This window comes from Actinospica durhamensis, from assembly GCF_018139695.1.
Taxonomy (GTDB): Bacteria; Actinomycetota; Actinomycetes; order Streptomycetales; family Catenulisporaceae; genus Actinospica; species Actinospica durhamensis.
In genome coordinates this window covers 26,403-50,738 of the sequence record NZ_JAGSOG010000030.1, presented here as the reverse complement: position 1 = coordinate 50,738, position 24,336 = coordinate 26,403, and the positions used below count along the sequence as shown (strand labels likewise).

Below are 24,336 nucleotides of genomic sequence, written 5' to 3'. Positions count from 1 at the left end.
CCCGCCCACCAACACCACGGGAGCGCAGCCCGCCGATACCAGCGCCCACCACGGAACCACCATCATGAGTCCAGACTAATGGCGTATATAAGGTCATTCAGTGAGACATGCCGCGCCACCCGTAGTGGACCACCCGGCCGGGCACCAGCGCACCGGGCGCGCACAGACCGGGCCGCACAGACCGGGCAGGGCCGCAACCGTGGCCTGGATGTCGCCGACGCGGATAACGCCCAGATGCTGGGCCGGGCGAGTGAGTGGAACGGTGACGCGCGGTGCGGGTTCGCCTGATCGTTCGGCGGACCCGCACCGCGTGTACTGCTGTGCCCTAGTGTTGCGCCCCTGCCCCTAGATCCGGAACGAGGCCCGCACCGGCAGGTCGGCGCTCGATCCGCCGACGGCGACGGTGTAGGTGCCGGGTACGACCGTCCAGGAGCTCGATGCCTCGTTGAAGACGGACAGGTCGTCCTGGTCGAGTTGGAAGCTCAGCGTCCTGCGCTCGCCGGGCTGCAGGTAGGCCTTCTGGAAGGCCTTGAGCTGCTTGGGGGGCTCGCCGGCGGCACGCGGGTTGCCGAGGTAGACCTGGGCGACCTCGGCTCCGGCGACGCGGCCGGTGTTGGTGACCGAGACGCTGACCGAGACCGGGCCCTTGCCGCGTGCGCGGGAGTCGTCCACCCGCAGGTCGCCGTAGCGGAACTGGGTGTAGGACAGGCCGTGTCCGAACGGGAAGAGCGGGGTGAGGTTGTTCGCGTCGTACCAGCGGTACCCGACGAGGATGCCCTCGTTGTAGTACACGTCGGTGCCGTTGCCCGGGTATTCGTCGGTGGTGCGGGCGGGCCCCTGGGCGTCGGAGGCGGGGAAGGTGTGGGCGATCTTGGCGGACGGGTTGGCGTCGCCGAACAGCAGCGAGGCGATGGCGGTGCCCGCGGTCTGCCCGCCGTACCAGGCTTCGAAGACGGCCGCGACCCGGTCGAGCCAGGGCATGAGCACCGCGCCGGAGGTGTTGAGCACGACGATGGTGCGCGGGTTGGCGGCCGCGACCGCCTCGATCAGCCGGTCCTGGTCGGCGGGCAGGGCCAGGGTGCTGCGGTCCATGCCCTCGGAGGCGTAGTCGTAGGCGTAGACCACGGCCACGTCCGCCGCGCGGGCCGCGGCGGCCGCCGCGGCGATCAGCAGGTCCTCCTGCGGCTGCCAGCCGACCTGCAGGCTCATCGGTGGGACGAAGCCGAAGAACGAGGTGCCGGTGTTGACGTAGGAAACCTCGATCGCGTGCGGGCCCTTGGCCAGGTGGATCAGGCCGTTGAAGACCGACTCGTAGCCGGAGGTGTAGGTCACGACGGTGTGCCCGTCGATCTTCAGGACCACGTTGCCGCTACTGGTCACGCTGAACCGGTAGTCCCCGGCCGCCGGGGCGGCGAGCGTGCCGGTCCATTGCGCCGACCAGGTGGTGGCCGAGCCGACGAGGGCCGGGGTGGCGGTGAAGTCGAGGCCGGGGTCGACCTCGGTGCCCAGCGGGGTGCCGCTGAAGTCGTCGGTCGCGTAGTACGTGCCGGTCAGGCCGTTGCCGCTGCCCGACGCGGGGGTCAGGGCGCTGCCGGGGACGGTGGTCAGCGCGGCCAGGCCGAGAGTGCCCTGGGTGAAGGTGACGTCCACCTGCGCACCGGCGCGCGCGGTGATGCCCTGGAGCGGGGTGACCACGGCCGTGGAGGGGTTGACCGCGGGGGACCCGAGGCCGCCCGTCTTCGGGTTCGTACTCGCCGCGTCGCCGATCACGGCGATCGAGCGCAGCCGCCGGGCGTCGAGCGGGAGCACGCCGTCGTTCTTGAGCAGTACGGTGCCCTGCTCGCTGAGCTTGGTGGCCAGGGCGAGGTGCTCGGCGGAGGCCACGTCGAGGGAGTCGACCGTGCTCGGGTCGACCGGCGGGTCGTCGAACACGCCGACCTGGATCATCGAGGTCAGGATCCTGGTGACCATGGCGTCGAGGGTCGCGGTGCTGACGGTTCCGACCTGGACCGCGCTCTTGAGGGCGGCGCCGTAGTAGGAGTCGTCGGGCTGTTCCATGTCGAGGCCGGCCTGGGCCGAGGCGACCGTGCTGTGCTGGGCGAACCAGTCGCTCATCACGAACCCGGCGTAGCCCCACTCGTCGCGCAACGCGCCGGTGAGACCGGCCTCGTTCTCGCAGTTGTAGTAGCCGTTGACCTGGTTGTACGCGGCCATGACGGCGCCGACCCCGCCCTGCTGGACGGCGGCTTTGAACGCCGGGTAGTAGATCTCCTCGAGCGCCCGGCGGGAGACGACGACGTTGATGCTGTTGCGCAGCACTTCCTGGTTGTTGCAGGCGAAGTGCTTGACCGTGGCGATCACCTTCTCCTGCTGGATGCCGCGGATCGCGGCGACGGCCAGCTGCCCGTTGAGGTACGGGTCCTCGGTGAAGGTCTCAAACGCCCGGCCCCAGGTCGGGCGGCGCAGGATGTTGACGGTCGGGCCGAGCGCGACGCTGCGGCCCTTGGCCCGGTGCTCGGCGCCCATCGCACGGGCGTAGGTCTGGACCAGCTCGGGATCCCAGGTGGAGGCCTGGTTGGCGTCGACAGGCCACTGAGTCACACCGGTGGCGCCGTTGCCGACGCCGTCCGCGCCGTCGCCCAGGATCAGGGCCGGTATGCCGAGGGCGGTGTTCGCGACCGTCGCTCCGGCGTAGTCCCCGCCGCCGCCGAAGCCGATGCCGTGGACCAGGGCGATCTTGTCGTCCAGGCTCATCTGCCCGACCAGGTCGACTGCCCGGGCGTGTGCCGCGTCGACCGCGGGGCTCGCCGCGGTGCTGGAGAAGGTGGCCTCGGAGCCCGCGGGGGCCGAGGAACCGGCGGCCGCGTTGGCCGGGCCGGCACCGAGAATCGGTGCCACCGCGACGCCGGCTGCGGCGACGGTGACGAATTTGCGGCGGGAGAAGGAGGCGGAGGCACGCTCCTGCGCGCCTTCGGAGGTCTGTTCCATGTGCCCTCATCTTTGAGTCCGGCAACTGACTCGTGGAACATAGAGCCCGCCAAATATGCTCGTCAATAGGTCACGACAGGGCTCAGTCGGGCCAAATAATGCCTAGTCCTGGCTTATTTAGCGCTCCTGAAGTTCCCTCGACGCCCCCACCCGGCCTCCCCCATCCACGCTCACAGAGCCGGACGACCGCGCGGCAGGGATCCACCCCGCGGAAAGCGGTTACCGGGGCGATCGGCTCGGGATTAGTTCAATAGTGGGCAGAACCCGGCCGGTGCCTTATGCTGCGGCAATGACTGCCGCCCCGGCCGAGCCGCCACCGACGAACCGGGCCACGCGCTACCACCGCGAGAGCGTGCTCGCCGCGGTCCGAGCCGCCCAGGCCGTCAGCCGGGTGGAGCTCGCGCGCAGCACCGGACTGTCCCGGGCCACGGTCTCCGCCATCGTCGCCGAACTGCAGACGGCCGGCATCCTCAAGGAACTGCCGGCGAGCCCGCACACGCAACGCGGCTCCGGCAGGCCGGGCCGGCTGCTGGCGTTCGCGCAGACCGCGGGAATCGTGGTCGGCATCGACTTCGGGCACAGCCACGTGCGCGCGGCACTCGCCTCGCTCTCGGGCGAGGTGCTGGCCGAGCAGCACCTGGCGTTGGACGTCGGCGCCAGTGCGGAGCGCGCGTTGGACGCCGCCGCGGACCTGGTCTCCGCCCTGCTCACCGAGGCGCGCCTGGAGCGCGGGCTCGCGCGCGCGGCCGTGCTCGGACTCCCGGCCCCGATCCACCGCGCCACCGGCCGGGTGATGGTCGGCAACATCCTGCCCGGCTGGATCGACCGCACCCCGGCCGCGGAGCTCCAGGAACGCCTGGGCATCCCGGTCCGGGTGGACAACGACGCCAATCTCAGCGCACTGGGCGAGCAGCGCTACGGCGGGGCGCGCGGGCTGCGCGACGTGCTGTTCCTCAAGGTCTCCAGCGGAATCGGCGCCGGCCTGGTACTCAACGGGCGGATTCACCGCGGCGCACTCGGCATCGCCGGCGAGATCGGCCACATCCCGGTGGACGTCGACGGCGCGCTGTGCCGCTGCGGCAACCGCGGCTGCCTCGAGACGCTGGTGTCCATGAGCGCACTGCGCGGCATGCTCCAGACCCGCTCCAGCGAGACCCTGACCGTGGCCCGCATCGACGAGCTCGCCGAGACCGACCAGGTGGTGCGGCGCGTGCTGACCGACGCCGGACGCACCATCGGCCGGGTCGTGGCCGAACTGGCCCAGTCGCTCAACCCGACCGCCGTCGTGATCGGCGGCGACATGGACCACGGCGCCGGGCTGATCGCCCAGGGCGTGCGGGAATCGATCGACCGCTACACACACCTGGCCGTCGCGGAAGCGGTCACCGTCATGGTCAGCGCACTCGGTTCCCGCGCCGCCGTCCTCGGAGCGATAGGCGCCGCCCTGGACGCGAGCCCACTCGGCGACCTGCTGGCCGCACGGGAGGAGAGCGTCGATGCCTGAGGACCGCACCGGCCTGCAAGCGCTGCGCCGAAACTCGATCCTGGACACACTGCGAACGCACGGAGCGTGCACCCGAGCCGATCTGCAGCGGCACACCGCGCTGCCGCGCGCCACGCTCGCCCACCTGCTCGCCGAACTGCTCGCGCACGGCGAAGTCGCCCTGAACCAGGAGACTGACACCCCGCGCCTGGGGGCGGGGCGCCCGGCCCAGCGCTACCACCTGCTCCAGCCGCGCGCGCTCTATCTCGTCGCCTCCTGCTCGGCATTCGGCGCGAACGTCGCCCTCACCGACGCAGGCGGCACGCTGAGCGAGATCAGGAGCGAGGCCTTCACCGGCTGGCCCTCACCCCAGGAGTCGCTGCGCGCCGCGGCCGCCGTGGCCCGCAAGCTCCTGGACGACGCAGGGCTCGAACCGTCCCAGACCGCGGGCGCGGCCGTCGCCATCCCCGCGCCGCTGACCCCCGGGACCGGGGATCTGGGCTCTGAGGCGGTGCACCGCGGCTGGGCCGGATTCAACCCGGGCGCGGAATTCGGCCGGGCACTCGGGCGCCCGGCCACGGCGGAGAACGACGCGAACCTGGCCGCCCTCGGGGAACTGCGCCACGGAGCCGGCCGCGGCATCGACGACTTCATCTACCTCCGCATCCACCACGGACTGGGCGCGGCGCTGGTCCTGGACGGCGAGCTGTACCGCGGCGCGAGCGGACACGTCGGCGAGATCGGACACGTCCGCGTACGCGACTTCGGCCCGCTGTGCTACTGCGGCGGCCAAGGCTGCCTCTCCCCCCTCGTCACCTCCCGCGCGGTAGCCGCCATGCTGCGCCCGATCCACGGCCCGCTCACACTCCAAGACGTCATCCGCCTCGGCCTGGGCAACGACACCGCGACCCGCAAAGCACTGATCGAGACCGGCCGCCTGATCGGGCGCACCCTCGGCAACCTGTGCAGCGTGATCGACCCGGCCGCCGTCATCGTCGGAGGCGGCCTGGTGGAAGCGGGCCCGCACCTGCTCGAGGGACTCGAACAGGCCCTGCGCAGCCACACCCACCCCACCGTCGCCGAACACGTCCGCATCGTCCCCAGCGAACTGGGCAAGGACGCGGAACTACTCGGCGCCGCGCAACTGCTGGCCGGAGACCACCAGCTCGGTCAGTGACGGTCGACGGTCCCGGTGCCTCCCTTGAGTCCGATCGCGCCGGATGACCGATACGGCCCTAGATTTCGTCATTGACGGTGACCCACCATCCTGGCTGGTTGGTGCTCTCAGGCGGTTCGATGCCGTGAATCGCCAGGTATCGGTCGAGGGCTGTTTTCCACGCCGGGTCCACGGAGTTCAGGATCGCCAGATCGATGGGGGCGGCCCCGCTGGTGTACCAGAGCTTGGCGCCGAACGCGCGTAGATAGGGAGTGGGGTAGTCCGAGGAACCGTGGAAACTCATACTGGCGCCCAACTCCCGCTCAATGGCCTCCTGAGCCACTCGCCGACCGTTTGCGTACACGCCGTACGCCTCCGTGCCTCCGGGTTCGGCAATCCGCGCGGAGTACGCCATGTAGTTCTCGAACGTGAACCCCAGTGCGGCGAGCTCTATTCGCACGTGCTCGCTCTCCCACTCGAGCACGGCGTCGAGGTCGAAGGGGGGCGGGTCATTGCTCTGCTCCCAGCAGTACCCGTAGAAGATGATTCCTGTGGCCATCACGGATCTCCCTCACGTGTCGAGGTTCCGGCCCCGAAGAGGTAGCAGCTCCACGCCCGGCTGCGGGTGCGTATGTCGACAGTGGGCGCCAGTGTTCGAGGCCCACGGCGGGGTGCCGCCATCGTAGACCTCGTCGCGCTCATGACGTCCTCCGGAACATCCGATGACGAGCACCTCGCGGTTCCTCGGCCCTGGACGGAGCCCAGGAACTTGCGGCGACTCGTCTCGAGATTTCCGCGCTACAGAAAAATCATGCAGCGACTGAATCATGGTCTTGCGTTGTGAAGTCGTCGGCCCTACTCTCGGTACATCATGGATCTCCCTGGCAGACCGCGCGATGAGGGACGTCGAGCAGGCTTGATATGGCATCACTGATACGTGCTCTGCGCTCGCGCGCGGCGGCGCTGGCGGCCGTGTCGGCCACCGTCGCGCTCACCGCCGGCTTCGCCGCGCTCGCCGCCACCGCGTGGACGGTGGCGCTTCCGCTCGGCGCGCGGGCGGATCTGGCCGGCTCACCCGCCGACTCCCTGGTGATCGGGAGCGGCGCGGCGAAGCCGCAGTCCGCCGCGCAGACCGACGCGGTCGTGCGCGCGGCGGTGGCCCGGGACGCCCCGGGCGTCTTCTCCGTCGAGCAGACCCTCTCCTCAGAGCTCTACACGCTGCCCGGGCGCACCACCGCGGACGGCTCCTCGCGGCAGACCTACGTGGTGTCGGAACCGGCTGTCCGGATCCACGCCCAGCTCACCCAGGGTGCATGGCCGGGCCCGGCCGTCGTCGCCGGCGCACACGGATCCGCGGTGCCGGTCGCGGTGCCGAGCGCCGCGGCCGAGCTGATGGGGCTTCACCTGGGCCAGAGCCTCACCCTGGCCTACAGCGTGAATCTGCCGCCGACGACCTTTCAGATCGTCGGCGAATTCCGCTACCTGAACTCTGCCCGGGACCAGGCCGGCCTGGCCTGGGACGCGGCCGGGCTGAGCGGCGTGTCCTTCGCCGCCGCGTCCGCCGGACTCTACGGGCCGCTGGTGGCGGACGGCTCGTCGTTCACCTCCGGCGCGGTGCCGGTCACGGCCTCGGCGTGGACGCTGGTGCCGAACGGCTCACCCGATGTCGGTGCGATACAGGCGGCCGTGCAGTCCATCTCGGACGACCAGCGCATCTCCCCGAGCCAGGGCTTCGCCATCACCGATCTGGCGCTGAACCAGGAGCTCGGCCAGGTGGCCTCGCGGGTGACGGTCGGCCGGGGCGAGCTGCTGGCCGCGACGTGCCTGCTCGGTCTGCTGGCCGGTCTGGCCATGGCCGCGGCGGCGGAGGGTCTCGTCGCCCGCGGTGCGGCCCACACGGCACTGATGCGTTCGCGCGGCGCGCCGGCCTGGAAGCCGGCCCTCGGCTATCTGCCCGACGCGGTGTTGCTGGTGCCGGCCGCGGCGGTCGGCGTGTTCGCGCAGGGGCCACTCGTCGGCAGGCTGCTGCTGCGCGTGCCGCCGATCACGCCTTCCGGCGGCGCGCTCGGCTTCGGGCTGCCCGGCGTCGACTGGGTGGCCGGCCTGTGCACGGCGGCTCTGGCCGCGGTGATCCTCCTCACGCGTGCCGCCCGCGCGGCCCTGCCATCGCGGGTCGCCGCCGCGTCCGGGCGCCAGGATGCCGTCTCCGGCCTGGCCCTGGCCGGCGTCGACGTGGCCCTGGTCGCTCTGGCCGCCGTCGCGCTGTGGCAGGCCACGAACACCGGGCTGACCGCGGGACAGGGCTCTGGCGTCGTGCTGATCGTCGCGTGCGCCCCGGCGCTGACCGCCGCGGCCGGGGCAGCGGCCTGCGGACGGTTGATCACCGTGGCCGCCCTCATGAGCGAGCGCGCCGCCGGTCGGGCCGGGATACTGCCGCTGCGGCTGGCCGCATGGGAACTGGCCCGTACACCGCGCCGGCATCTCGTGCCGGCGCTGCTGTGCGTCGCCGCTGTCGCAGGCTGCGGATTCGCCGCCGCCCAGCACTCCACCTGGCAGCGCTCGGCCCACGACCAGGCCGGATTCCAGGTCGGCGCGGACGTCGCGGTGAACCTCGCTCAGCCCCAGACTCTGGGCCAGGCCGGAATACTCGCCCGTGCGCCCGGAGTACGCTCGGCCACTCCCGTGTACACGTCCACCTCGGCTCAGGGGCCGACGGTCGTGGGCCTCGACGCCGCGGCGGCGGCCCAGACGGTCACCCTGCGGCCGGACCAGGCCGACCGCGGCCTCGCGAAGTTGTGGGCCGCGATCATGCCGTCCACTGAACCGGGTCTGCCGTTGCCCGGTCACCCGACCGGAATCGGCATCACGGCCCGGCTGAGTGCGTCGAAGCTCACCGGCACCTCCGTGGCCTTGACTATCGAGGACGCCACAGGCACCGCCTACACGCTCAGCGCAGGAACACTGCCGACGGACGGCCGGGACCACACCCTCCAAGCGACGCTGGCGCCGGACGCTTCCGGAATCGCGTATCCGGTCCGACTGATCGGCATCTCCCTCGACTATCAGCTTCCGGGCGTCGACGCGATCGACGGGTCTCTGGCGGTCAACGCCGTAGCCGTTCGGCAGTCGGCAGCCGCGCAGTTCATCCCGGTCCAGGGTGCGGCCGCAGCGATGGAGACGTGGACGTCGGGCACGAACTGGAACCCGCAGGACCTCTTGATCGGCTGTGGCCCGCCGTTCGGCGGTCCGGCCACACCGGCCTCGATCATCGGCCGAACGGGCGGTGCGGCCGGCATCCACACGTCGTTCGCGTCCGGCAGGGGGTTCGGTTCCCCGTCGCCCTGCACGGTCACACTCGACGCGGGCAGCACCGACACGGCCGTGCCGGGCATCGCGACCGCCGCTTACCTGAAGGCGAGTCAGCAGGCCGTCGGTTCCGTGGTGGAGGTGCAGATCGACCAGGTCGCGGTGCAGGTACGGATCGCCGCGGTGGTCGAGGACTTCCCGGGCCTCGGCCAGGGCGGATCCGCCACACCGGCGCTCGTCGTCGATCTCGGCGAACTGTCTGACCAGGCCCTCCTGCTCAACGATCCCCTCCCGGCCGCCTCCACCTGGTGGCTCCACACCGCGGACGGGGCGATTCCGCCGAATCTGCCGACCGGCGCCGTGGCGGTGAGTACCGCCCAGACTCAGACCTCGTTGATCAACGACCCCATGGCCGCGATCCCGCAGCGGGTCTCGGCCGTCGGCGCGGTCGGTCTGACCCTGCTCGCGCTGCTCGGCCTGCTCGTCTCGCTCTCCTCCTCGGCGCGGGAGTCCACGGCCCGCGACACGGTCTTGTGCGCGCTCGGCCTGACCCGTAGGCAGCGCGCGGCCCTCGGTTGCGCCCTGCACACCGCCGTCGCCGGACCGGCGGCGCTGCTCGGCGTCGCGCTCGGCATCCTGCTGGCGCGGCTGCTGGTACCCGAGTTCATCCTCTCTCCAGCCGCGACGACTCCGGTGCCCTCGCCCATCACGCTCTACGCCTTGAGCTGGAGCGCCGCAGCCTTGGCCGTGATCACGCTGTGCACGGCCGCCGCGGCGCTGGCCGCCTCCGCCCGCCGGCGAGATCCCGCAGCCGTCTCACGATCGGGAGCTTAGGCCATGGACAGCCTCCGAAGCCTGATACGCCCGGTCGCGCACGCGTGGCGGCGCCCGGCCGGCCTCGTGCTCGCGGTGCTCACCGCCTGCTTCCTGCTGGCCTCCGCGACCGGCGTGCGCACGGATCTGGCCGCCCGCGACCGCGCGTTGCAGACGATGCTGAGCAGCCTGCCCGCCTCCGCGCGCGAGATCACCGCGAGCACCGACTTCGACCAGTACGTCGCGCAGAGCTCCGGCATCAGTACGCCGGACGCGATCCAGGGCGACGAGATCGCCGTGGCGCTCGACGGCAACGCCCAGGACGCGTACACGGCGGTGGCTCGGGCTTCCGCCGGCGTCCCGCTCGCGCCTGCCTCGGCCGCGTGGACCAGTCTGGGCTCCCCGACGTACTACGTGGGCAAGTACACGACCCAGTTCGTGGCGGTCTACTCCGGCGAGCCCGAGATCCAGATCGGCTACCTGGGCGACTACGCCCAACACGCCCGGCTGACCGCCGGCCGGTGGCCCAAGGCCGTCAAACTGCTGCGTTCGGGACTGTTCAGCGTGGAGGTGGCGCTGCCCGAGTCCGAGCTCACCGCGCTCGGTCTGCACGTCGGCTCGCCGTTCATGGCGCGCAGTGGCGGCAGTGTGCCTCCGCCGCCGATCGTGATGGTGGTGACCGGCGCCTACCAGCCCATCGACCCGGACAGCGCGTACTGGCAGGATCAGCCTACTGACGTCTCCCAGCAGCCGGTGCGGGTGAAGGGCTCGACCCCCTACGTGCTCGGCGGCGGACTCCTCGGGCAGGACGAACTGGCTTATCTGGCAGCGCTCCAGCCGTTCGCCTCTCAGGGCCTTAACATGGTGACACATGTCCCCCTGCAGACCGCTTCGGTCAAGGCCGGACAGGTGGACGGGCTGATCACCGCGATCGACTCGGCGCTGACCGAGGCCACCTCCGATCTCGACTCGAACAGCTTCATCGGCTCGGACATGACGTTCACGACCCCGCTCGTGGCGACCCTGGCCCAGTTCGACGCGGAGCAGCAGGCCGGACAGCTGGAGACGGCCATGCCCGGGGTCGGCCTCGCGCTGATCGGGCTGATCGCGTTGCTGATGGCCGCCCGCGGCACCGTGGACCGCGAGGCCGCGCAGAACGCGGTGCTGCGGGCCCGGGGCGCGCCGCTGTGGAAGCTGGCCGGAGGCGCCGCTCGGGACTCGGCGTTCACAGTGGTACCGCTGTGCGCCGCGGCCGCCTTCATCGCCGCACTGATCCCTGGCCGCTCGCCGTCGGCGCTGTGGAAGTACGAACTGCTGCTCCCGGTCATCGCGGTGGCCGGCCCCGCCGCGTTGACCGCGCTGCGACTGCGGCATCGTCCATCCGCGGCCGCGCGGCGTGGAGCCGCGAGCGCGGGCAGGAACGTGGCAGCGCGGCGGATCGTAGTCCAGGGGGCGCTCATCCTGCTGTGCTTTCTGGGCCTGGCCGAAGCCCGCTCCACCGGCTTCTCGGCGGGCGGTGGCATCGACCTGTTCACCGCGGCAGCACCCGTGCTCTCCGCGGTCCTGGTCGCCCTGGTGATCCTGAACCTCGGGCCGCTCCTGCTGCGCGCCCTGCTCCGCGCGGCCGACCGCCGCACCGGTGCCATCGGCCTGCTCGGCCTGGCTCGCACCGCCCGCACCCCGGCGCCGGCCGCGGTGACCGTGCTCATCCTCACGCTGGCTCTGGCCACCGCCGACCTGACTCTGGCGCTTCGGCGGGCCGGTGGCGCCGAGGGAGCCGCCGCGGCCGCCGCGCAGCAGATCTACCGGGTCTCCGCCTACAGCGGGACCAGCACGTTCTCACTCCCGGCCCAATCCGGCCCGGACGCGCTGGTCAACGCGACTGCCGGCTATCTGTCCCTGCTCGCCGTGATGGCCGTGGCGACCGGCTGCCTGGTGGTCGCCCTGGCCACCGCGCTCGAGGCGAAGGAACGCCGGACCGTGGTGGCCCGGCTCACCACGATGGGCCTGACGGCAGGTCAGGCGCGCGCGGTGGCCGTGGTCGAACTGCTCGGCCCGATCGTCTTCGCCGCGGTGGGCGGGACGGTCTCGGCGGCACCGCTGCTGTGGAGCGTCCGACCGGCGCTGTCCCAGGCACTCGGAGGCGCGGATGCGCAAGTGGGCACGGCGGTGCTGGCGCTGCCGCTGATCGCGGTGATCGCGCTCGCGCTGGGGGCCGGAATGGCTGCCGCGGCCGCGGCTCGCCGGGGTGTCACGGGCACGCTGCGCCTCGGCGACCAGGCCGAGGGGGCGTGAGGACCGACGATGGTGAAGGAGCCTGTCATGTCCGAGCAGGACGGCCGGAGCGTGATCGAGTGCTCGTCGCTCGTGCGCATCTACCGGAGCGGGAAGCTCGAGGTGCAGGCCCTACAGGGCCTTGATCTGCGGGTCGAGCAGGGCGAGTTCATCGCGCTGGTCGGTGCCTCCGGGAGCGGGAAGTCCACCCTGCTCGGGATCCTCTCCGGCCTCGACGCGCCCTCCGCCGGATCGGTCAAGGTGGCGGGGCGGGAACTGGCCGGGCTCACCAAGCGGGAGCTGCTGGCCTACCGCCGCGAGACGATCGGCTTCGTATGGCAGAGCCCGCCGCGCAATCTGCTGCCGCACCTGACGGCGCTGGAGAACGTGGCACTGCCCCAGACGTACCTCGGCACCGGCCGCCGCGCCCGTCGGACCCGCGCGCTGGATCTGCTCGAGACGATGGGGGTGCAGTACTGCCGCGACCGTGTGCCGAGCAAGCTCTCCGGCGGTGAACAGCAGCGCGTGGCCATCGCGGTGGCGCTGGCGAACTCCCCGGCCGTGCTGCTGGCCGACGAGCCGACCGGGGAACTGGACTCGGACTCGGCCCGCACGGTACTCGGCGCTCTGCGCACGGCCAGCACCGAGCACAACGTCACGACCCTGATCGTGACGCACGACGAAGGCGTGTCCGGCCAGGTCCGGCGGACCGTGGCGATCCGGGACGGGCGCATCGCCACCGAGACGCTGCGGCCGGGCGCCGGGCGGGCCGCCGCCGCGGACCCGGACGCCGAGGCCGCCGAGCACGAGTCCTTCGAATACGCGGTGATCGACCGGGCCGGCCGGGTCCAGCTCCCGCCCGAGTTCGTCCAGCCGCTGGGCCTGCGAGACCTGGTCAAACTCACCCACGAGCCCGGGCACGTCGGTGTCTGGCCGTCCGAGGACCCCGCGCAGGCCGCCCCCGCCCACGAATCCGAGGTCTGACCGTGACCGTCTCCTCCCCGGACTCCCCCACCGCGCTGGCCGGCGACGCGCGACCCGCCCTGTTGGAGGCCCGCGCGTTGACCCGTCAGTTCGGGCACGGCCGCACCGCCGTGCACGCTCTGCGCGGGGTCAGCCTCGACGTCGCGCCCGGGCGCCTGGTCGCGGTGCGGGGGCGATCGGGCTCGGGGAAGACCACCCTGCTCAACATCCTCGGCGGCCTCGACCTGCCGACCTCGGGCACGGTCCGGATCAACGGCCACGACCTCGGCGCGCTCTCCGACCGCCACCGCATCATGCTGCGGCGCGGCACGGTCGGCTTCGTGTTCCAGTCCTTCGGCCTCATCCCCTACCTGACCGCGGCGGAGAACGCGAGCATCCCGCTGCGTATCGCCCGCACCGACGCGGCCGAGGTCCGCGAGCGCGTCGCCCGCGTCCTGGACCAGGTCGGCCTCACCGGGCACGCCGAACACCGCCCGGCCGAGCTCTCCGGCGGCCAGCAGCAGCGCGTCGGCATCGCCCGAGCCCTGGCCCAAGGACCGCAACTGCTCATCGCGGACGAGCCGACCGGCCACCTGGACACCGCCCAGGGCCTGCAGATCCTGGCGCTGCTGCGCGAGATCGCGGACAGCGAGAACACGGCCATGATCGTCAGCTCCCACGACCGCCGCGTGGCCGACTTCGCCGACGAGGTGCTGCTCATCGAAGACGGCCGCATCGGCGGGCAATGAGGAATGCCGAAGGGCGGCGCCCCGCAGGACGCCGCCCCTGGCCCTTGCTACTTCAACGACCTACTTCAGCGGCCTACTTCAGCGCCGTGACCTTCAGGTACGCCGCGGTGAGCTTCAGGATCGCGGTGGTCGCGTCGCCGCTCATCAAGGCGTGCTCGGCATCGGCCGTCAGCGCTGCGGTACGGGTCATCGCCGTCGAGCCGCCCGCGACGATCGCGTTCTGCGCGATGTCGCGCACGACCGACACCAGCAGGTTCGCGTTCGCCTCAGTAGCCTGAGAGGTCCCGTCGACGGCCGGACTGGCCACCGCGATCAGGGCCAGCGCGGCGCCGGTGTGGGCCAGCGAACCGTCGGCGTTCCAGTTGCCGTTGCCGTTCAGCAGCGCTGTCAGGAAGGTCGCGTCGAGCTTCGCGATCGGGCCGGACTGCTTGGCCAGCGCGTCGCGGACCGTGGTGATCCGGGTCCGCTCCGAGTCGGTGCGCAGTCCCCAGCCGTACGGATACAGCGGGTCGTACGTGCCGGTCGTGGTCGGGATGCCGACGTCGACCGGGGTGGTCGTGGTGTCGACCTGCTTGGCCCACGTGTCGGGCAGGCGGCCGGTGAACGGCGTGATGCCGAACAGCGTGTCCGCCACGCCCTCGCCCTCGCTGCCCGGCAGCCAGGACTCCACGATCGCATTCGCCTCGGACTGGATCGGCCCGATGTTCATCGGCCGCCCGGACACGATCAGCACGACGCACTTCATCGCCGCGCAGACCTTGTCCACCGCCGCCTTGTCCGCCGCCGACAGGTCGACCGTGCGGCCGCCGTTGCCGACGTCGCCCACGCCTTCCGCGTACGGGGTCTCGCCGACGACCACCACCCCGACATCAGAACCCGTCATCGGTGCCGACGCGTCCGCGGAGTAGGTGATCTGCGCGTTCGGCGCGTCCTGCTGCATACCCTGCAGGATCGTGGTGCCGACGTCGGTGTTCCCGGAGCCGCCCTGCCACGTCACGGTCCAGCCGCCGAGCTGGTTGCCCAGGTTGTCGGCGTTGCTGCCGGCCACATAGATGTTCGCGGTCGGGGACAGCGGGAGCGCCGCGGTGCCGCCGGTGGTCGAGACCGCGTTCTTCAGCAGCACCTGCGACTCGGCCGCCGCCTGCCGCGCCACGGCCCGGTGCGCCGCGTCGCCGATCGTCGAGGCGTTGGTCCGGTCCGCGTACGGCTGCTCGAACAGGCCGAGCCGGAACTTCTGCGTCAGGATCCGGCTGACCGCGTCGTCGATCCGCGACTCGGCGACCAGGCCCTTGTTCACCAGGTCGGTCAGATCGCTCTCGAAGGTGGTGTACTGATCCGGGACCATGATCATGTCGAGGCCCGCGTTGATCGCGGTCTCGATGTCGGTCTCGTAGTCAGGGCCGAGCTGGTTGATGGCCTGCCAGTCGCTGATCACGAAGCCGGTGAAGCCGTACTGCTGCTTGAGCACCCCGGTGATCATGTCGGCGCGGGCGCTCATCTTGATCGGGGCCGTGTCCTGGCCGACGATCTGCAGGCTCGAGTACGACGGCATGACCGCGCCGACCCCGTGCTGCTGCACCGCCGTCTGGAACGGCTCGAGGTACAGCGCCTGCAACTGGTTCTGGGTCACCGTCGTGACGCCCTGGTCGAGCTCGTACGTGCCCGTGGTGGAGGAGCCGTACGTCGTGCCGCCGTCGCCGGCGAAGTGCTTGGCGGTGGCCAGCACGCTGGTGTCCTTGCTCAGCGCGCCGTCGCCCTGGAGCCCGTCGATGATGGTCTCCATCTGGTCGACCAGCGCCGGATCCTCGCCGAAGGACTCGTAGGTCCGGCCCCAGCGCTCGTCCCGCGCCACGCACACACACGGCGCGAACGTCCACGTGACGCCGGTGGCCCGGGTCTCGGTCGCGGTGATCTCGCCGTCCTGCTCCACCAGTGCCGGGTCACGGGTCGCGCCCAGCCCGATGTTCTGCGGGAAGACCGTCGCACCCACCAGATTGTTGTCTCCGTGCACGGAATCCTCGCCGTAGATCAACGGGATCTGCAACGGGGTGGCCTGCGCCCGCGCCTGGAAGGCGTCGATCATGTCGGCCCACGCGGCCGGCGTGTTCGGGGTCGGTGTCGAACCGCCGCCGCTGAGCACCGAGCCGAGCGCGGCGGTGGTGATGTCCGACTGGTGCACCAGGTCCCCGCGCTCCGCCTGCGTCATCTGGCCGATCTTGTCCGCCAGCGTCATCCGCGAGAGCAGGTCCGCCACCCGCGTGGCGATCGGCAGGGAGGAGTCCAGATACGGCAGGCCGTGCGCGTTGATCACCACGACCGGGTCGTCCGCGGTCACGTCGGCGCCGGTCGGCGTCAGCTGGATCGGGATCGTCTTGGCCGTGGACGCGGGTGTGTTCGGCAGCGTCTGCACGGTGAACGACTGCGTGCTGCCCGAGGCCGACCCGGAGGGGAAGGTGAGGGTGCCGCTGGTGTCGGTGTAGTCGGTGCCCGCCGACGCGGTGGCGCTGTCGCCGCCGAGTGCGTAGCCGACGGTCACGTCGTGGTCGAGCGCCTTGCCGCCGTCGGTGGTCAGCGTGACCCCGACCGTGGCGGTGCCACCGGGGTCGACCGCGTAGACCGCCTGCGCGGTGCTCACATGCGCGCCCAGGGTTCCGGTGTTGATTCCGTAGATCGCGAACTGGTCGACGTCGAACTCACCGTTGGTCGTACCCGCGGGCTCGGTGAGCGCGAAGCCGCGCATCTCGGTCAGATCGAGGGAGGTGTTCGTGGGCGCACCGGAGGGCTGGTAGTCGGAGCGGTGCTTGAGCGAGGCGAACGGGATCTGGATCAGGTGCCAGCCCTGCCAGTCGTCGGTGAAGAAGGTCTGCCACAGCTCGGCGTGCTCGCCGTCGGCGCCGCCCATCTTCACTTCGAACTCGTACTGGGGCCCGGAGCCGGGTACCGCGTCGTTGCTCGGGTTGTGGCCGTAGAACCAGAACTCGATGCCGGCGTACGAACTCCAGTCCTCGGGCGCGGTCGTGGCCAGGTCGTAGCTGATGCCGCCGTAGCTGCTGTCATCGGTCCAGGTGCCGCGCAGCACGTGGTTGTCCGTCACGCCGGGCCGGTCGAGCTGGGCGATGCTCAGCGTCGGAGTGCTGCTCGTGTCGCCGCCCCAGGAGAACACCCCGGTGTTCGCCAGCGCGCCGTTGGTGTCGGTGATCGGGCTCGCGCCCTCGAAGTCCTGCAGGGTCTGCAGTGACTGATAAACCTGCACGTCGTCGAACTCCAGCGTGTTGCTCGAGTTTGCCGGCAGGTTGACCGCGAAGCCCCACATGCTGGTCAGCGAGATCTGGGCGTCGTCCGGCGCGCCGGAGGGCTGGTAGTCCGCCCGCTTCTTCAGGTTCGCGAAGCCGACCTGCACCTTCTTCCAGCCGTTGACGTCGTCGGTGAAGAAGGACTGCCACAGCTCGGCGTGCTCGCCGTCGGTGCCGCCCATCTTCACTTCGAACTCGATGTTCTGGCCCGAGCCGGTGCCCTTGACCCAGAAGCTGAAGCCGTCGTAGGCGCTCCAGTCCTGCGCGGTGGCGAAGTCGTCCGAGAAGCCGCCGTAGCCGGCGACCTGGTACGCGACCTGCAACGCCTGGTTGCCGCTCGCCGCGCCCGGCACGTCGGGCGCCGGCACCTGGGTCAGCGTGGGATTGGAGGCGGCGTCCGAGCCGAAGGTGAACAGGCCCGGGTTGCCGGTGCTGAACGGGATGGTGCCGTCGAAGCCCTCGATCGTCTGCACCGCGCCGTCGGTCGGCACCGGGTTGTCGTTCAGGATGCTGATGGTCGTGGTCGCGCGCGGGCCGACCGAGGTCCCGGACGGACCCGCGTTCGCCAGCGTCACGCTGAAGGTCTTGGTCGGCCCGTTCAGCGGGTCGGCCAGCGCCGTGAGGTGGATCGTCTGCGAGGTCTGACCGGGGGCGAACGTCAGCGTGCCGGCCGCGGTGGTGTAGTCGGTGCCTGCGATCGCGCTGCCGTCCGAGGTCGCATAGTCCACGGTGACCGGCGTGGTGGAGGCCATGTTCAGCTGCACCGGCAGGTCGATGGACGAGCCCTGTTGCAGGCTGACGGCGTCGGTACCGGTGCTCACGGCCTCCTGCGTGAAGTGCCCGAGCACCTGGAACTCATAGATCGAATATCCGTACTGCGCGCCGCTGATGGTGGTGCGCGCGGTACCGGTCAGCCGCACGTAGCGCCCGGCCGTACCGGACGGCACCGTGATGGACTCCGTACCGCCCGCGCCCGAGGTGGTCGCGTAGACCTGCGTCCACGTCGTCGCGTCGTCGGAGACCTCGATGTTGTAGGCGGTCGCGAACGCGGCCTCCCACTGGATGGAGAACCCGCTGATCGCCGCGTCGGCGCCCAGGTCGACCTGCAGCCACTGCGGATCGCTCCAGGCGGAGGACCAGCGTGTGGTGGCATCGCCGTCGACGGCCGCGGAGGCCGGGGTGTCGGCCGACTCCACCGACGAGGCGGTGGCTTCGGCGCCCAGGGCTATGTTCGTGTCGGGCGCCGTATCGGCCAGGGCGGTCCGTTGGAATCCCACTGCGAGCAGACCCGCGAGCAGCGCGAGCACCACCGTGAGGACGGGTGCGCGGCGCCGGGCGCGCGACCGGCTGCGATGGGCGACGGGCGAGAACATGACAGAAGGCTCCAGTGGTGGTCGGAACCGGCTGCGCCGGCGGACGCCGGACCCGCGGGTCCCGGAGCCGCCGCAGCCGGTGTCAGGGTACTTACCTTCGCTGCTTAGCTGAATTGCTTACCTGAGTTGCTTACCTGAGTTCGGGGCTGCCTTACCTGCCGCTGACCGGTTCCGCCGGATCCCGGGTCGTTACTCGTCTCCGACTCTTGACCGTGGGACCCGCCATGGCAGTGGGTGTGCCAGGGGATCGAAACCTGAGGCCGTCCACGAGGGAGGTGTTACCAGATGGTTGCGAGCCTCTCAGCTGAGCTTCATGAGCAGTGGTCTGGAGTATGTGGTCGCGAACAACGAACGTCAAGGGACTGGCTCGGTTCCGGAACCGAGCACTGAGAATCGAAAATCGAGAATCGAGAATCGACCAGTCCCGACCTGTCCCCCGCTGCGCACCGTGGCAACTCCGGCTCAGCGCGCCCGGCTACGACCTCGCCGCCGGGCCGCCCACGGCTCGAGCCTGCCCAGGCCGTCGAGCACCCCGAGCACGCTCAAAGACAAGAAGACCAGCCCGCCGAGCGTCTCCGCGAGCGCCGGAACCAGGATCTTCACCAGGCTCAGCGTCCCTACCGCCGCGATCCGCGTCGGGTCGGCGGCGAGGTACTTCACCGGAATGCTCTGGCCCACGGCAATCCCGCGGCACTGGCCGTCGAGCCACGCGAGACCCGAAACGCCGGCCGAGTCCGCGAAGGGTCCCCATGCCCCGTCCTCCCCACGGCGCCGTTCATCTCGCGCCCCGTCACCACAAATCAAGCCACATACATCCGTGTCTACCCGCGACGGCCACCCTGGCGCGGCACACGTCTGCGGGTGGTAGGATCCGTGCCTTAACAGGGCCCTGTAGCGCAGTGGTTGGCGCGCCTCCCCACCTATCCTGACGTGTTCAGCGAGGTGACGCCGGTTCGAGTCCGGTCAGGGTCACGAACTACCCGGGCGGGCCGCGGCGGCCACGTCCGGGCACCGGTGGGGTCCGGACGGTTTCACCGCGATGGGGGCTACGGCGATGAAGGTCGCGTTCTTCGGCGATGTGCACGGACGGGTGGTGCACGCGCTCGGTGCGGCCGTCATGCTGCGCAAGCGCCGGGGAATCCGGCTCGACGCGCTGATCCAGGTCGGTGATCTGGGGTCGTTCCCGTCGCCGGAGCGGCTGGACGACGCCACGCGGAGATTCATCGTGGGCAACCCGGCGGAGGGCGACTTCTTCCGGCTGCTCGATCCCTCACCACAACTGGCCGAGGGCGTGCGATCGGCCCTCGAACAGGTGCCGGCGTTCCTGTACGTCAGCGGCAACCACGAGGACCACGACTGGCTGGCCGCGCTACATCAGGCTGCTGCCGCCGCCGTGACACCGGTGGATCCGCTCGGCGCTTACCGCCACGTCGCGTGCGGGAACGTCATCGAGGTGGCCGGCCAACGCACGGCCTTCCTCGGACGCATCGAGTCGGACGCGATGGACTACGACCGGGCGGCGTACGAAACGTTCCTCGCCGCGGAACCGGGCAGCGTCGACATCCTGGTCACGCACGACGGCCCGCACGGCCTTTCCGAATACCGCGGCATCCTGCGCGGCTCGCCCAAACTCTCCCGGCTCATCGAACACCTGCAACCGCGCCTGCACGTCGGCGGCCACTACCACCATGAAAACGGCCCTCGCCGCTACGGATCGACACTCTCCTACACGCTCGCCGACCTGGTGGGTGCCAAGACCAACCACAGAACCTCCGAGCCGGTCAATCCGCGGCAACAGATCAAGGCCGGCAGCATCGGCGTGCTCGACACCGAAACGTACGACTTCGAGTACGTCCACGACGCCTGGCTCGCCGAGGTCAGCGGCGACGAGCTCGACCTGGCCGCCCTCGTCGACGCCGGCTGATCCGCAAAGCTAAATCGATAGTCCCATCCCCAACCGGCCTGCCAAGATGCGTGCATGTTTCCGCTGCGGCTGGACCTCGACGCCCCCGCCGAGCTCGACGAGCACCTCCACGAGGTCGCGTTCGACTTGTGGGCGAGGTGGCATCTCGAACCCGAGCATGCCAGATCGATCGTCGAGTCCTTCGTGACCGACGAGGATCTCCACAGCCCCTACAGCGAGCTTCACACCCACGAGCTTCCGTCGTATTGGGCCGGGCATCTCTACCACCGCCACGTTCACGGGTGCGGCGATGACACCTGCCCGCCCACCGGCCGATCGGAAGCTCTGTCGCCGAACCCCGCGGCGCTGTCACAGGGTTCTGCACTACTGGTCTCCGCCCAGCCCACGAGCACGACCACGCTACTGGCCGAAGCCGCGGCGCGCCGTGGGCTGGCCGTACACGAACTGACCGACCCGGCCGAACTCCAGACCCTCGCCGGCCGCGACGTGTACTGGTACGGCGGCCCACGGGCAGCGCTGCGGGCCGTGCGGGAACTGAAGATCGGCCTGCTCGAGCCACTGGACGAATGGCTCACGCTCCTGCCACACCGTTTCCTCGGCCGCGAGATCGCGCTGTCCACGCTCGCGGACGCCTGGCGGCTGACCCGTCCCGCCTTCGTCAAGCCGCCGCGCGAGAAGTCGCTTCCCGCCGCCGTCTACGCGGACGGCACCCGGCTGCCGCGGACCGGCAACGAGCTGACCCCGGAAACCGCGGTGCTGATCAGTGAGGTCGTCACGTTCGCGGTCGAGTACCGGCTGTTCGTGCTCGACGGCGAGATCGTCACCGGCAGCCGCTACGCGGTCTACGGCCGCCTCGACCCGGCACCACTGACAGGCGACCCGAACGAGCAGGCCGTACGAGAGTTCTTCGCCGCGCTCCTGCCCCCGCCGAGGACCGACTCGACCGTGTTGACCTCGTTGACCTCGTTGACCTCGTTGACCGCGTTGACCGCCGAACGGATGGGCACCGACCGAATGGGCACCGGCATGATCCCGAGCGCGTTCGTCCTGGACGTCGGCCTGATCGAGTCCCCCGACACCGGCGCGCAGCAGTGGGCCGTCGTCGAGGCGAACATGGCCTGGTTCGCCCACTGCTACGCAGCCGATCCCGACCGCGTCCTCGACGTCGTACTGCGCAGCGCGGGACCGCTCCACCGGGTCGCCGTGAACGACTTCGCGTACCTGCGCCCCATCGAGGCGACGAGAATGGGACCGGTGCCGAGCTGATGGGCCTCTACAACATCGTCACGGCCCCGGTCGCCTGCCGCGTCTGCGGCCTCGTGTCCGCACGCGACCTTCAGCTGCACTACGGCGCGAAGGGCATGCACCACTACCAGGTCGGAGACCGACTGCAGTGGGGTGCCACCAGCGGCCCTCACGAAGGTGATCCAGACGCGCCACGCGTCTGGTGCCCCTGCTACGCCGAAACTCCATGCCCCGGCTGCGGCGATGACGACGACCGGCCCGGGTTCGCGCTCGTCATCGAGGAGGGTGTGATCAGCGCCGTCTTCCAGGCCCCGCCCGGCTCCCACTACCCGCAGACCCCTGAGTGGACAGTCCTGGCCGCAGCCGAGCGACCCATCGCAGCTGCCGATGAGCCGGAAGTACCCGACCTGCCCGCCATACCTGCCACCGACCCGGCCGTCGAACTGCAGGCAGCGCTCTGTGCAATTCTGGGCATCACCGACCACGACGATAAGGCCGGCTCGGCAATCAAGCCGACCCGCACCCGCATCCTCGACACCGTCGCGCGGATGCGAACGCGCCTGGAGATCCTCACCGCCACCGATCCCACCAACACGGATCTGCGCGCCAGCATCGACGAACACATCCGAGCCGGGCAGAACATCTACGCGGTCAAAACGATCCGCGAGCAGCTCGCCTGCTCCATCTCGGAAGCCGTCGAGATCCTCAACGACCGTTTCCTCATCCTGCGCCAGCTACGCTCCGACGACTGAACCCCGGGAGTCGGCCGCGGACGAACACCGGCGCACTATCTCGTCTGACATTCGCACGGACCAAGCGAACCCGACTCATCGCCCCCGCCCCCTCTCACCAACTCAGCCGAGCAGGTTCACCACCGCCGCGATCGTCGCCGGCAGGGATTCAAGTGTCACCCTCGTCTCGGCCTGCTCGGCTACTTGGACGCAGTATCGACCGGGCCCAGCCACCCACACGTGGACCCGGCCCGCGCGCTTGAGCCGCTCGCGGGAGAGCCACACGGTCCGGTGGCTCAGCTCGGGATAGCGGATTCGGACTGCCGCGTTCTCGTGCAGGGCCTTGAGAAGGTCGAGTTCCTCCGGCACCTGGTCATCCGCGAGCAGATAGTCCCACTGCGCGGCGACGGGGTCCGGGCTCGCCTGGATCCGGGCCTGCTCAGTGATCTCCATGAACGGGAAACGGTCCGCGAACTCCTCATACGGGGCACCGGCTTTCCACGCCGCCGCCACGGCCAGGACCTCCGGCAGCTCCGAGGTTTCACCCAGGGCGAGGATGTCATGGCCTCGCATGGCTGTGACATCGAAAAGCCTGCTCGCGGCTGAGATCCCGACGTCGATCTGGCCCCGGTCGGATCTGATGGCCGCCGACGTATAGCCGGCGAATTCTGCCGGGTACTGAACCCCGATCTCGCCGACCGCAAAGCCCGACGCCGCCGCCACACTGCGCAACACCTCAACCAGGCCTCCGCCCTCAACAAGGTCCGGGTAGTGCGACGTGTCCACCTTGCCGAACGGGGCGACGGACCGTCCATCACGGGAAGCCGACATCTACTCACCCTTCCCCAGATTCGCCTTCTCCTCGAGATACCTCTGTCGCGCGACAGGATATGGCGCTGGATCTTCAATGAACGGGCTGGTCAGGGTCATGTGCCTCATCGCGTTCCGCGCCGATGAGCATACTGGTGACGCTGCCGGTGTCGGCTCAGCATCGACGACCTCGGCTGAATTGGCCGCAGTGACCCAGACGCTGATGGCCTCATATGGCCTCATATGGCCTCATATGGCCTCATCATGGATGACCGCTTCGAACGCCTCGTCAACGGGCTCGGCTGAGCTGTCGACGACAACGGTGAAGCGCTCTCCCCGGCGCATCCAGTGGTCGCTGGCCCCAAGGCTCCAGCCAGAGGCAGAGCATGTCCTCGGTGTCGTTCGTGACGCTCGTTCGCGGCATGGCTGCACGCTACTGGGCACCGGTGTGCTGTGCCGCGCGTGTGCGGTCCAGGGTCTATCGCTCCCGAGCCCGTACTCGCAGAGCCTTGGCAAAGCGTGAGGACCTCTCCGTTATCTGATGAGCGGATGTACCGCCCCGGGATGGCCCAGGCGATGACCAAACGCTGGATCTCGCTCGTCCCCTCGAAGAGGGTGCAGCAGGCGGAATGGTTGATCACTCGCCAGATCGCTGTAGTCCCACCGCTAGTCAGAGGCGCTTTCGTTGACCTGCAGGCGGGCGATGAAGCGGTATTCGCAGCACCAGTCGAGGTGGCTGGAGACAGTGGTGACGGAGCCGGGCAGCTCGCTGAACGGCACCTCGACGTGAAATGCCGGCCCGCGAGCGGCGGGCTTCCAGCCACCATCCAGGGCAATCCGAATCACAACGGGTACCACAGCGCGCGTCACAACGAGTCCGACGCCGTCACGGCACCAGTCGGTTTGGGGACCGCCAGGAATTGTTGCCAGCAGCACCGAGCCCGCCCGACCGGGAAGGTCCACCGCGAATGCCGACGGCCATCCGCGCCCCATCCGCCACCGGTAGCGGACGCCGTCCACCGTGACGGAACGCAAGCCTTTAGCCGTCAGTGTCACACGCCGACCCTCCCAGCCCTGCCTACTCCCCGCAACTGGCTTTCCGCGCTGGGACCGCCAGCGAGGACACCAATGGCATCGCGTATCGGGGTGTCGTGAGTTCAGGCCCGATGTCGCGGGCTCCGAGCGGCGGGCTCCGAGCGCCGCGGCGCAGGCATCGGCGCTGTGGAAT

Annotated in this window: 15 protein-coding genes and 1 tRNA gene; 10 read left to right on the top strand and 6 right to left on the bottom strand. The window is 70.3% G+C overall.

What is annotated here, in order from left to right:
- Positions 1 to 345: 345 nt before the first annotated feature.
- A complete protein-coding gene (locus KDL01_RS09320; RefSeq protein WP_212527983.1) occupies positions 346 to 2,988 on the bottom strand; it encodes a beta-glucosidase family protein in 2,643 nt (880 codons plus the stop codon).
- A 289-nt stretch (positions 2,989 to 3,277) separates the two neighbouring features.
- Between KDL01_RS09320 and KDL01_RS09315 the strand changes: the two genes are divergently transcribed.
- Positions 3,278 to 4,492, top strand: a complete 1,215-nt coding sequence (locus tag KDL01_RS09315; protein ID WP_212527982.1) for an ROK family transcriptional regulator — start codon at positions 3,278 to 3,280, stop codon at positions 4,490 to 4,492.
- Positions 4,485 to 5,648 carry an ROK family protein gene (locus KDL01_RS09310; RefSeq protein WP_212527981.1) on the top strand — a complete coding sequence of 388 codons (1,164 nt, stop codon included), beginning with the start codon at positions 4,485 to 4,487 and terminating at the stop codon, positions 5,646 to 5,648. The genes KDL01_RS09315 and KDL01_RS09310 overlap by 8 nt, the downstream gene beginning before the upstream one ends.
- A 58-nt stretch (positions 5,649 to 5,706) precedes the next feature.
- On the opposite strand, the gene KDL01_RS09305 is transcribed toward KDL01_RS09310, so the two are convergent.
- Positions 5,707 to 6,186, bottom strand: coding sequence for a hypothetical protein (locus KDL01_RS09305; RefSeq protein ID WP_212527980.1), 480 nt, complete (start codon positions 6,184 to 6,186; stop codon positions 5,707 to 5,709).
- Positions 6,187 to 6,548: 362 nt separating this feature from the next.
- Here KDL01_RS09305 and KDL01_RS09300 point away from each other — a divergent pair, with 362 nt between their 5' ends.
- Genes KDL01_RS09300 through KDL01_RS09285 form a run of 4 tightly spaced genes read left to right on the top strand, consistent with a single transcriptional unit; the run spans position 6,549 to position 13,732 of the window.
- Positions 6,549 to 9,767, top strand: coding sequence for an FtsX-like permease family protein (locus KDL01_RS09300; protein ID WP_212527979.1), 3,219 nt, complete (start codon positions 6,549 to 6,551; stop codon positions 9,765 to 9,767).
- A 3-nt stretch (positions 9,768 to 9,770) separates the two neighbouring features.
- Entirely contained in the window at positions 9,771 to 12,041 is a 2,271-nt protein-coding gene (locus tag KDL01_RS09295; protein ID WP_212527978.1) for an FtsX-like permease family protein, read from the top strand.
- 27 nt (positions 12,042 to 12,068) lie between these two features.
- Positions 12,069 to 13,004 (top strand): ABC transporter ATP-binding protein, encoded by a 936-nt coding sequence (locus KDL01_RS09290; protein WP_246576182.1) that lies wholly within the window; start codon positions 12,069 to 12,071, stop codon positions 13,002 to 13,004.
- 2 nt (positions 13,005 to 13,006) lie between these two features.
- Positions 13,007 to 13,732: an ABC transporter ATP-binding protein gene (locus tag KDL01_RS09285; protein ID WP_212527976.1), complete on the top strand. Its 726-nt coding sequence runs from the start codon at positions 13,007 to 13,009 to the stop codon at positions 13,730 to 13,732.
- Between the two features lie 73 nt (positions 13,733 to 13,805).
- Here KDL01_RS09285 and KDL01_RS09280 read toward each other — a convergent pair whose 3' ends face one another.
- Both KDL01_RS09280 and KDL01_RS09275 read right to left on the bottom strand, forming a co-directional pair.
- On the bottom strand, positions 13,806 to 18,398 hold the full coding sequence (locus tag KDL01_RS09280; protein ID WP_212527975.1) for a glycoside hydrolase family 3 N-terminal domain-containing protein: 4,593 nt from the start codon (positions 18,396 to 18,398) through the stop codon (positions 13,806 to 13,808).
- 462 nt (positions 18,399 to 18,860) lie between these two features.
- Positions 18,861 to 19,076: a hypothetical protein gene (locus KDL01_RS09275; protein ID WP_212527974.1), complete on the bottom strand. Its 216-nt coding sequence runs from the start codon at positions 19,074 to 19,076 to the stop codon at positions 18,861 to 18,863.
- 207 nt (positions 19,077 to 19,283) lie between these two features.
- On the opposite strand from KDL01_RS09275, the gene KDL01_RS09270 reads away from it, so the two are divergent.
- The 4 genes from KDL01_RS09270 to KDL01_RS09255 all read left to right on the top strand — a co-directional run bounded on the left by KDL01_RS09270 (position 19,284) and on the right by KDL01_RS09255 (position 22,319).
- Positions 19,284 to 19,370, top strand: a tRNA-OTHER gene (locus KDL01_RS09270).
- Positions 19,371 to 19,437: 67 nt separating this feature from the next.
- The gene (locus KDL01_RS09265) at positions 19,438 to 20,322 is read left to right on the top strand and encodes a metallophosphoesterase family protein (protein WP_212527973.1); all 885 of its coding nucleotides are present in this window, start codon (positions 19,438 to 19,440) and stop codon (positions 20,320 to 20,322) included.
- 54 nt (positions 20,323 to 20,376) lie between these two features.
- Positions 20,377 to 21,588, top strand: a complete 1,212-nt coding sequence (locus tag KDL01_RS09260; RefSeq protein WP_212527972.1) for an ATP-grasp domain-containing protein — start codon at positions 20,377 to 20,379, stop codon at positions 21,586 to 21,588.
- Entirely contained in the window at positions 21,588 to 22,319 is a 732-nt protein-coding gene (locus KDL01_RS09255; protein ID WP_212527971.1) for a hypothetical protein, read from the top strand. The genes KDL01_RS09260 and KDL01_RS09255 overlap by 1 nt, the downstream gene beginning before the upstream one ends.
- A 102-nt stretch (positions 22,320 to 22,421) precedes the next feature.
- Here the strand turns inward: KDL01_RS09255 and KDL01_RS09250 are convergent, their stop codons facing one another.
- Positions 22,422 to 23,129: a hypothetical protein gene (locus KDL01_RS09250; protein ID WP_212527970.1), complete on the bottom strand. Its 708-nt coding sequence runs from the start codon at positions 23,127 to 23,129 to the stop codon at positions 22,422 to 22,424.
- A gap of 645 nt (positions 23,130 to 23,774) precedes the next feature.
- Positions 23,775 to 24,164 carry a hypothetical protein gene (locus KDL01_RS09245; RefSeq protein ID WP_212527969.1) on the bottom strand — a complete coding sequence of 130 codons (390 nt, stop codon included), beginning with the start codon at positions 24,162 to 24,164 and terminating at the stop codon, positions 23,775 to 23,777.
- Positions 24,165 to 24,336 lie beyond the last annotated feature (172 nt).

Bases quoted from the DNA above. Each gene is read 5' to 3' on its own strand.
- KDL01_RS09260 (WP_212527972.1), top strand. From the start codon at position 20,377: ATGTTTCCGCTGCGGCTGGACCTCGACGCCCCCGCCGAGCTCGACGAG.
- KDL01_RS09255 (WP_212527971.1), top strand. From the start codon at position 21,588: ATGGGCCTCTACAACATCGTCACGGCCCCGGTCGCCTGCCGCGTCTGC.
- KDL01_RS09295 (WP_212527978.1), top strand. From the start codon at position 9,771: ATGGACAGCCTCCGAAGCCTGATACGCCCGGTCGCGCACGCGTGGCGG.
- KDL01_RS09320 (WP_212527983.1), bottom strand. From the start codon at position 2,988: ATGGAACAGACCTCCGAAGGCGCGCAGGAGCGTGCCTCCGCCTCCTTC.
- KDL01_RS09280 (WP_212527975.1), bottom strand. From the start codon at position 18,398: ATGTTCTCGCCCGTCGCCCATCGCAGCCGGTCGCGCGCCCGGCGCCGC.
- KDL01_RS09310 (WP_212527981.1), top strand. From the start codon at position 4,485: ATGCCTGAGGACCGCACCGGCCTGCAAGCGCTGCGCCGAAACTCGATC.
- KDL01_RS09305 (WP_212527980.1), bottom strand. From the start codon at position 6,186: ATGGCCACAGGAATCATCTTCTACGGGTACTGCTGGGAGCAGAGCAAT.
- KDL01_RS09300 (WP_212527979.1), top strand. From the start codon at position 6,549: ATGGCATCACTGATACGTGCTCTGCGCTCGCGCGCGGCGGCGCTGGCG.
- KDL01_RS09290 (WP_246576182.1), top strand. From the start codon at position 12,069: ATGTCCGAGCAGGACGGCCGGAGCGTGATCGAGTGCTCGTCGCTCGTG.
- KDL01_RS09315 (WP_212527982.1), top strand. From the start codon at position 3,278: ATGACTGCCGCCCCGGCCGAGCCGCCACCGACGAACCGGGCCACGCGC.
- KDL01_RS09250 (WP_212527970.1), bottom strand. From the start codon at position 23,129: ATGTCGGCTTCCCGTGATGGACGGTCCGTCGCCCCGTTCGGCAAGGTG.
- KDL01_RS09265 (WP_212527973.1), top strand. From the start codon at position 19,438: ATGGGGGCTACGGCGATGAAGGTCGCGTTCTTCGGCGATGTGCACGGA.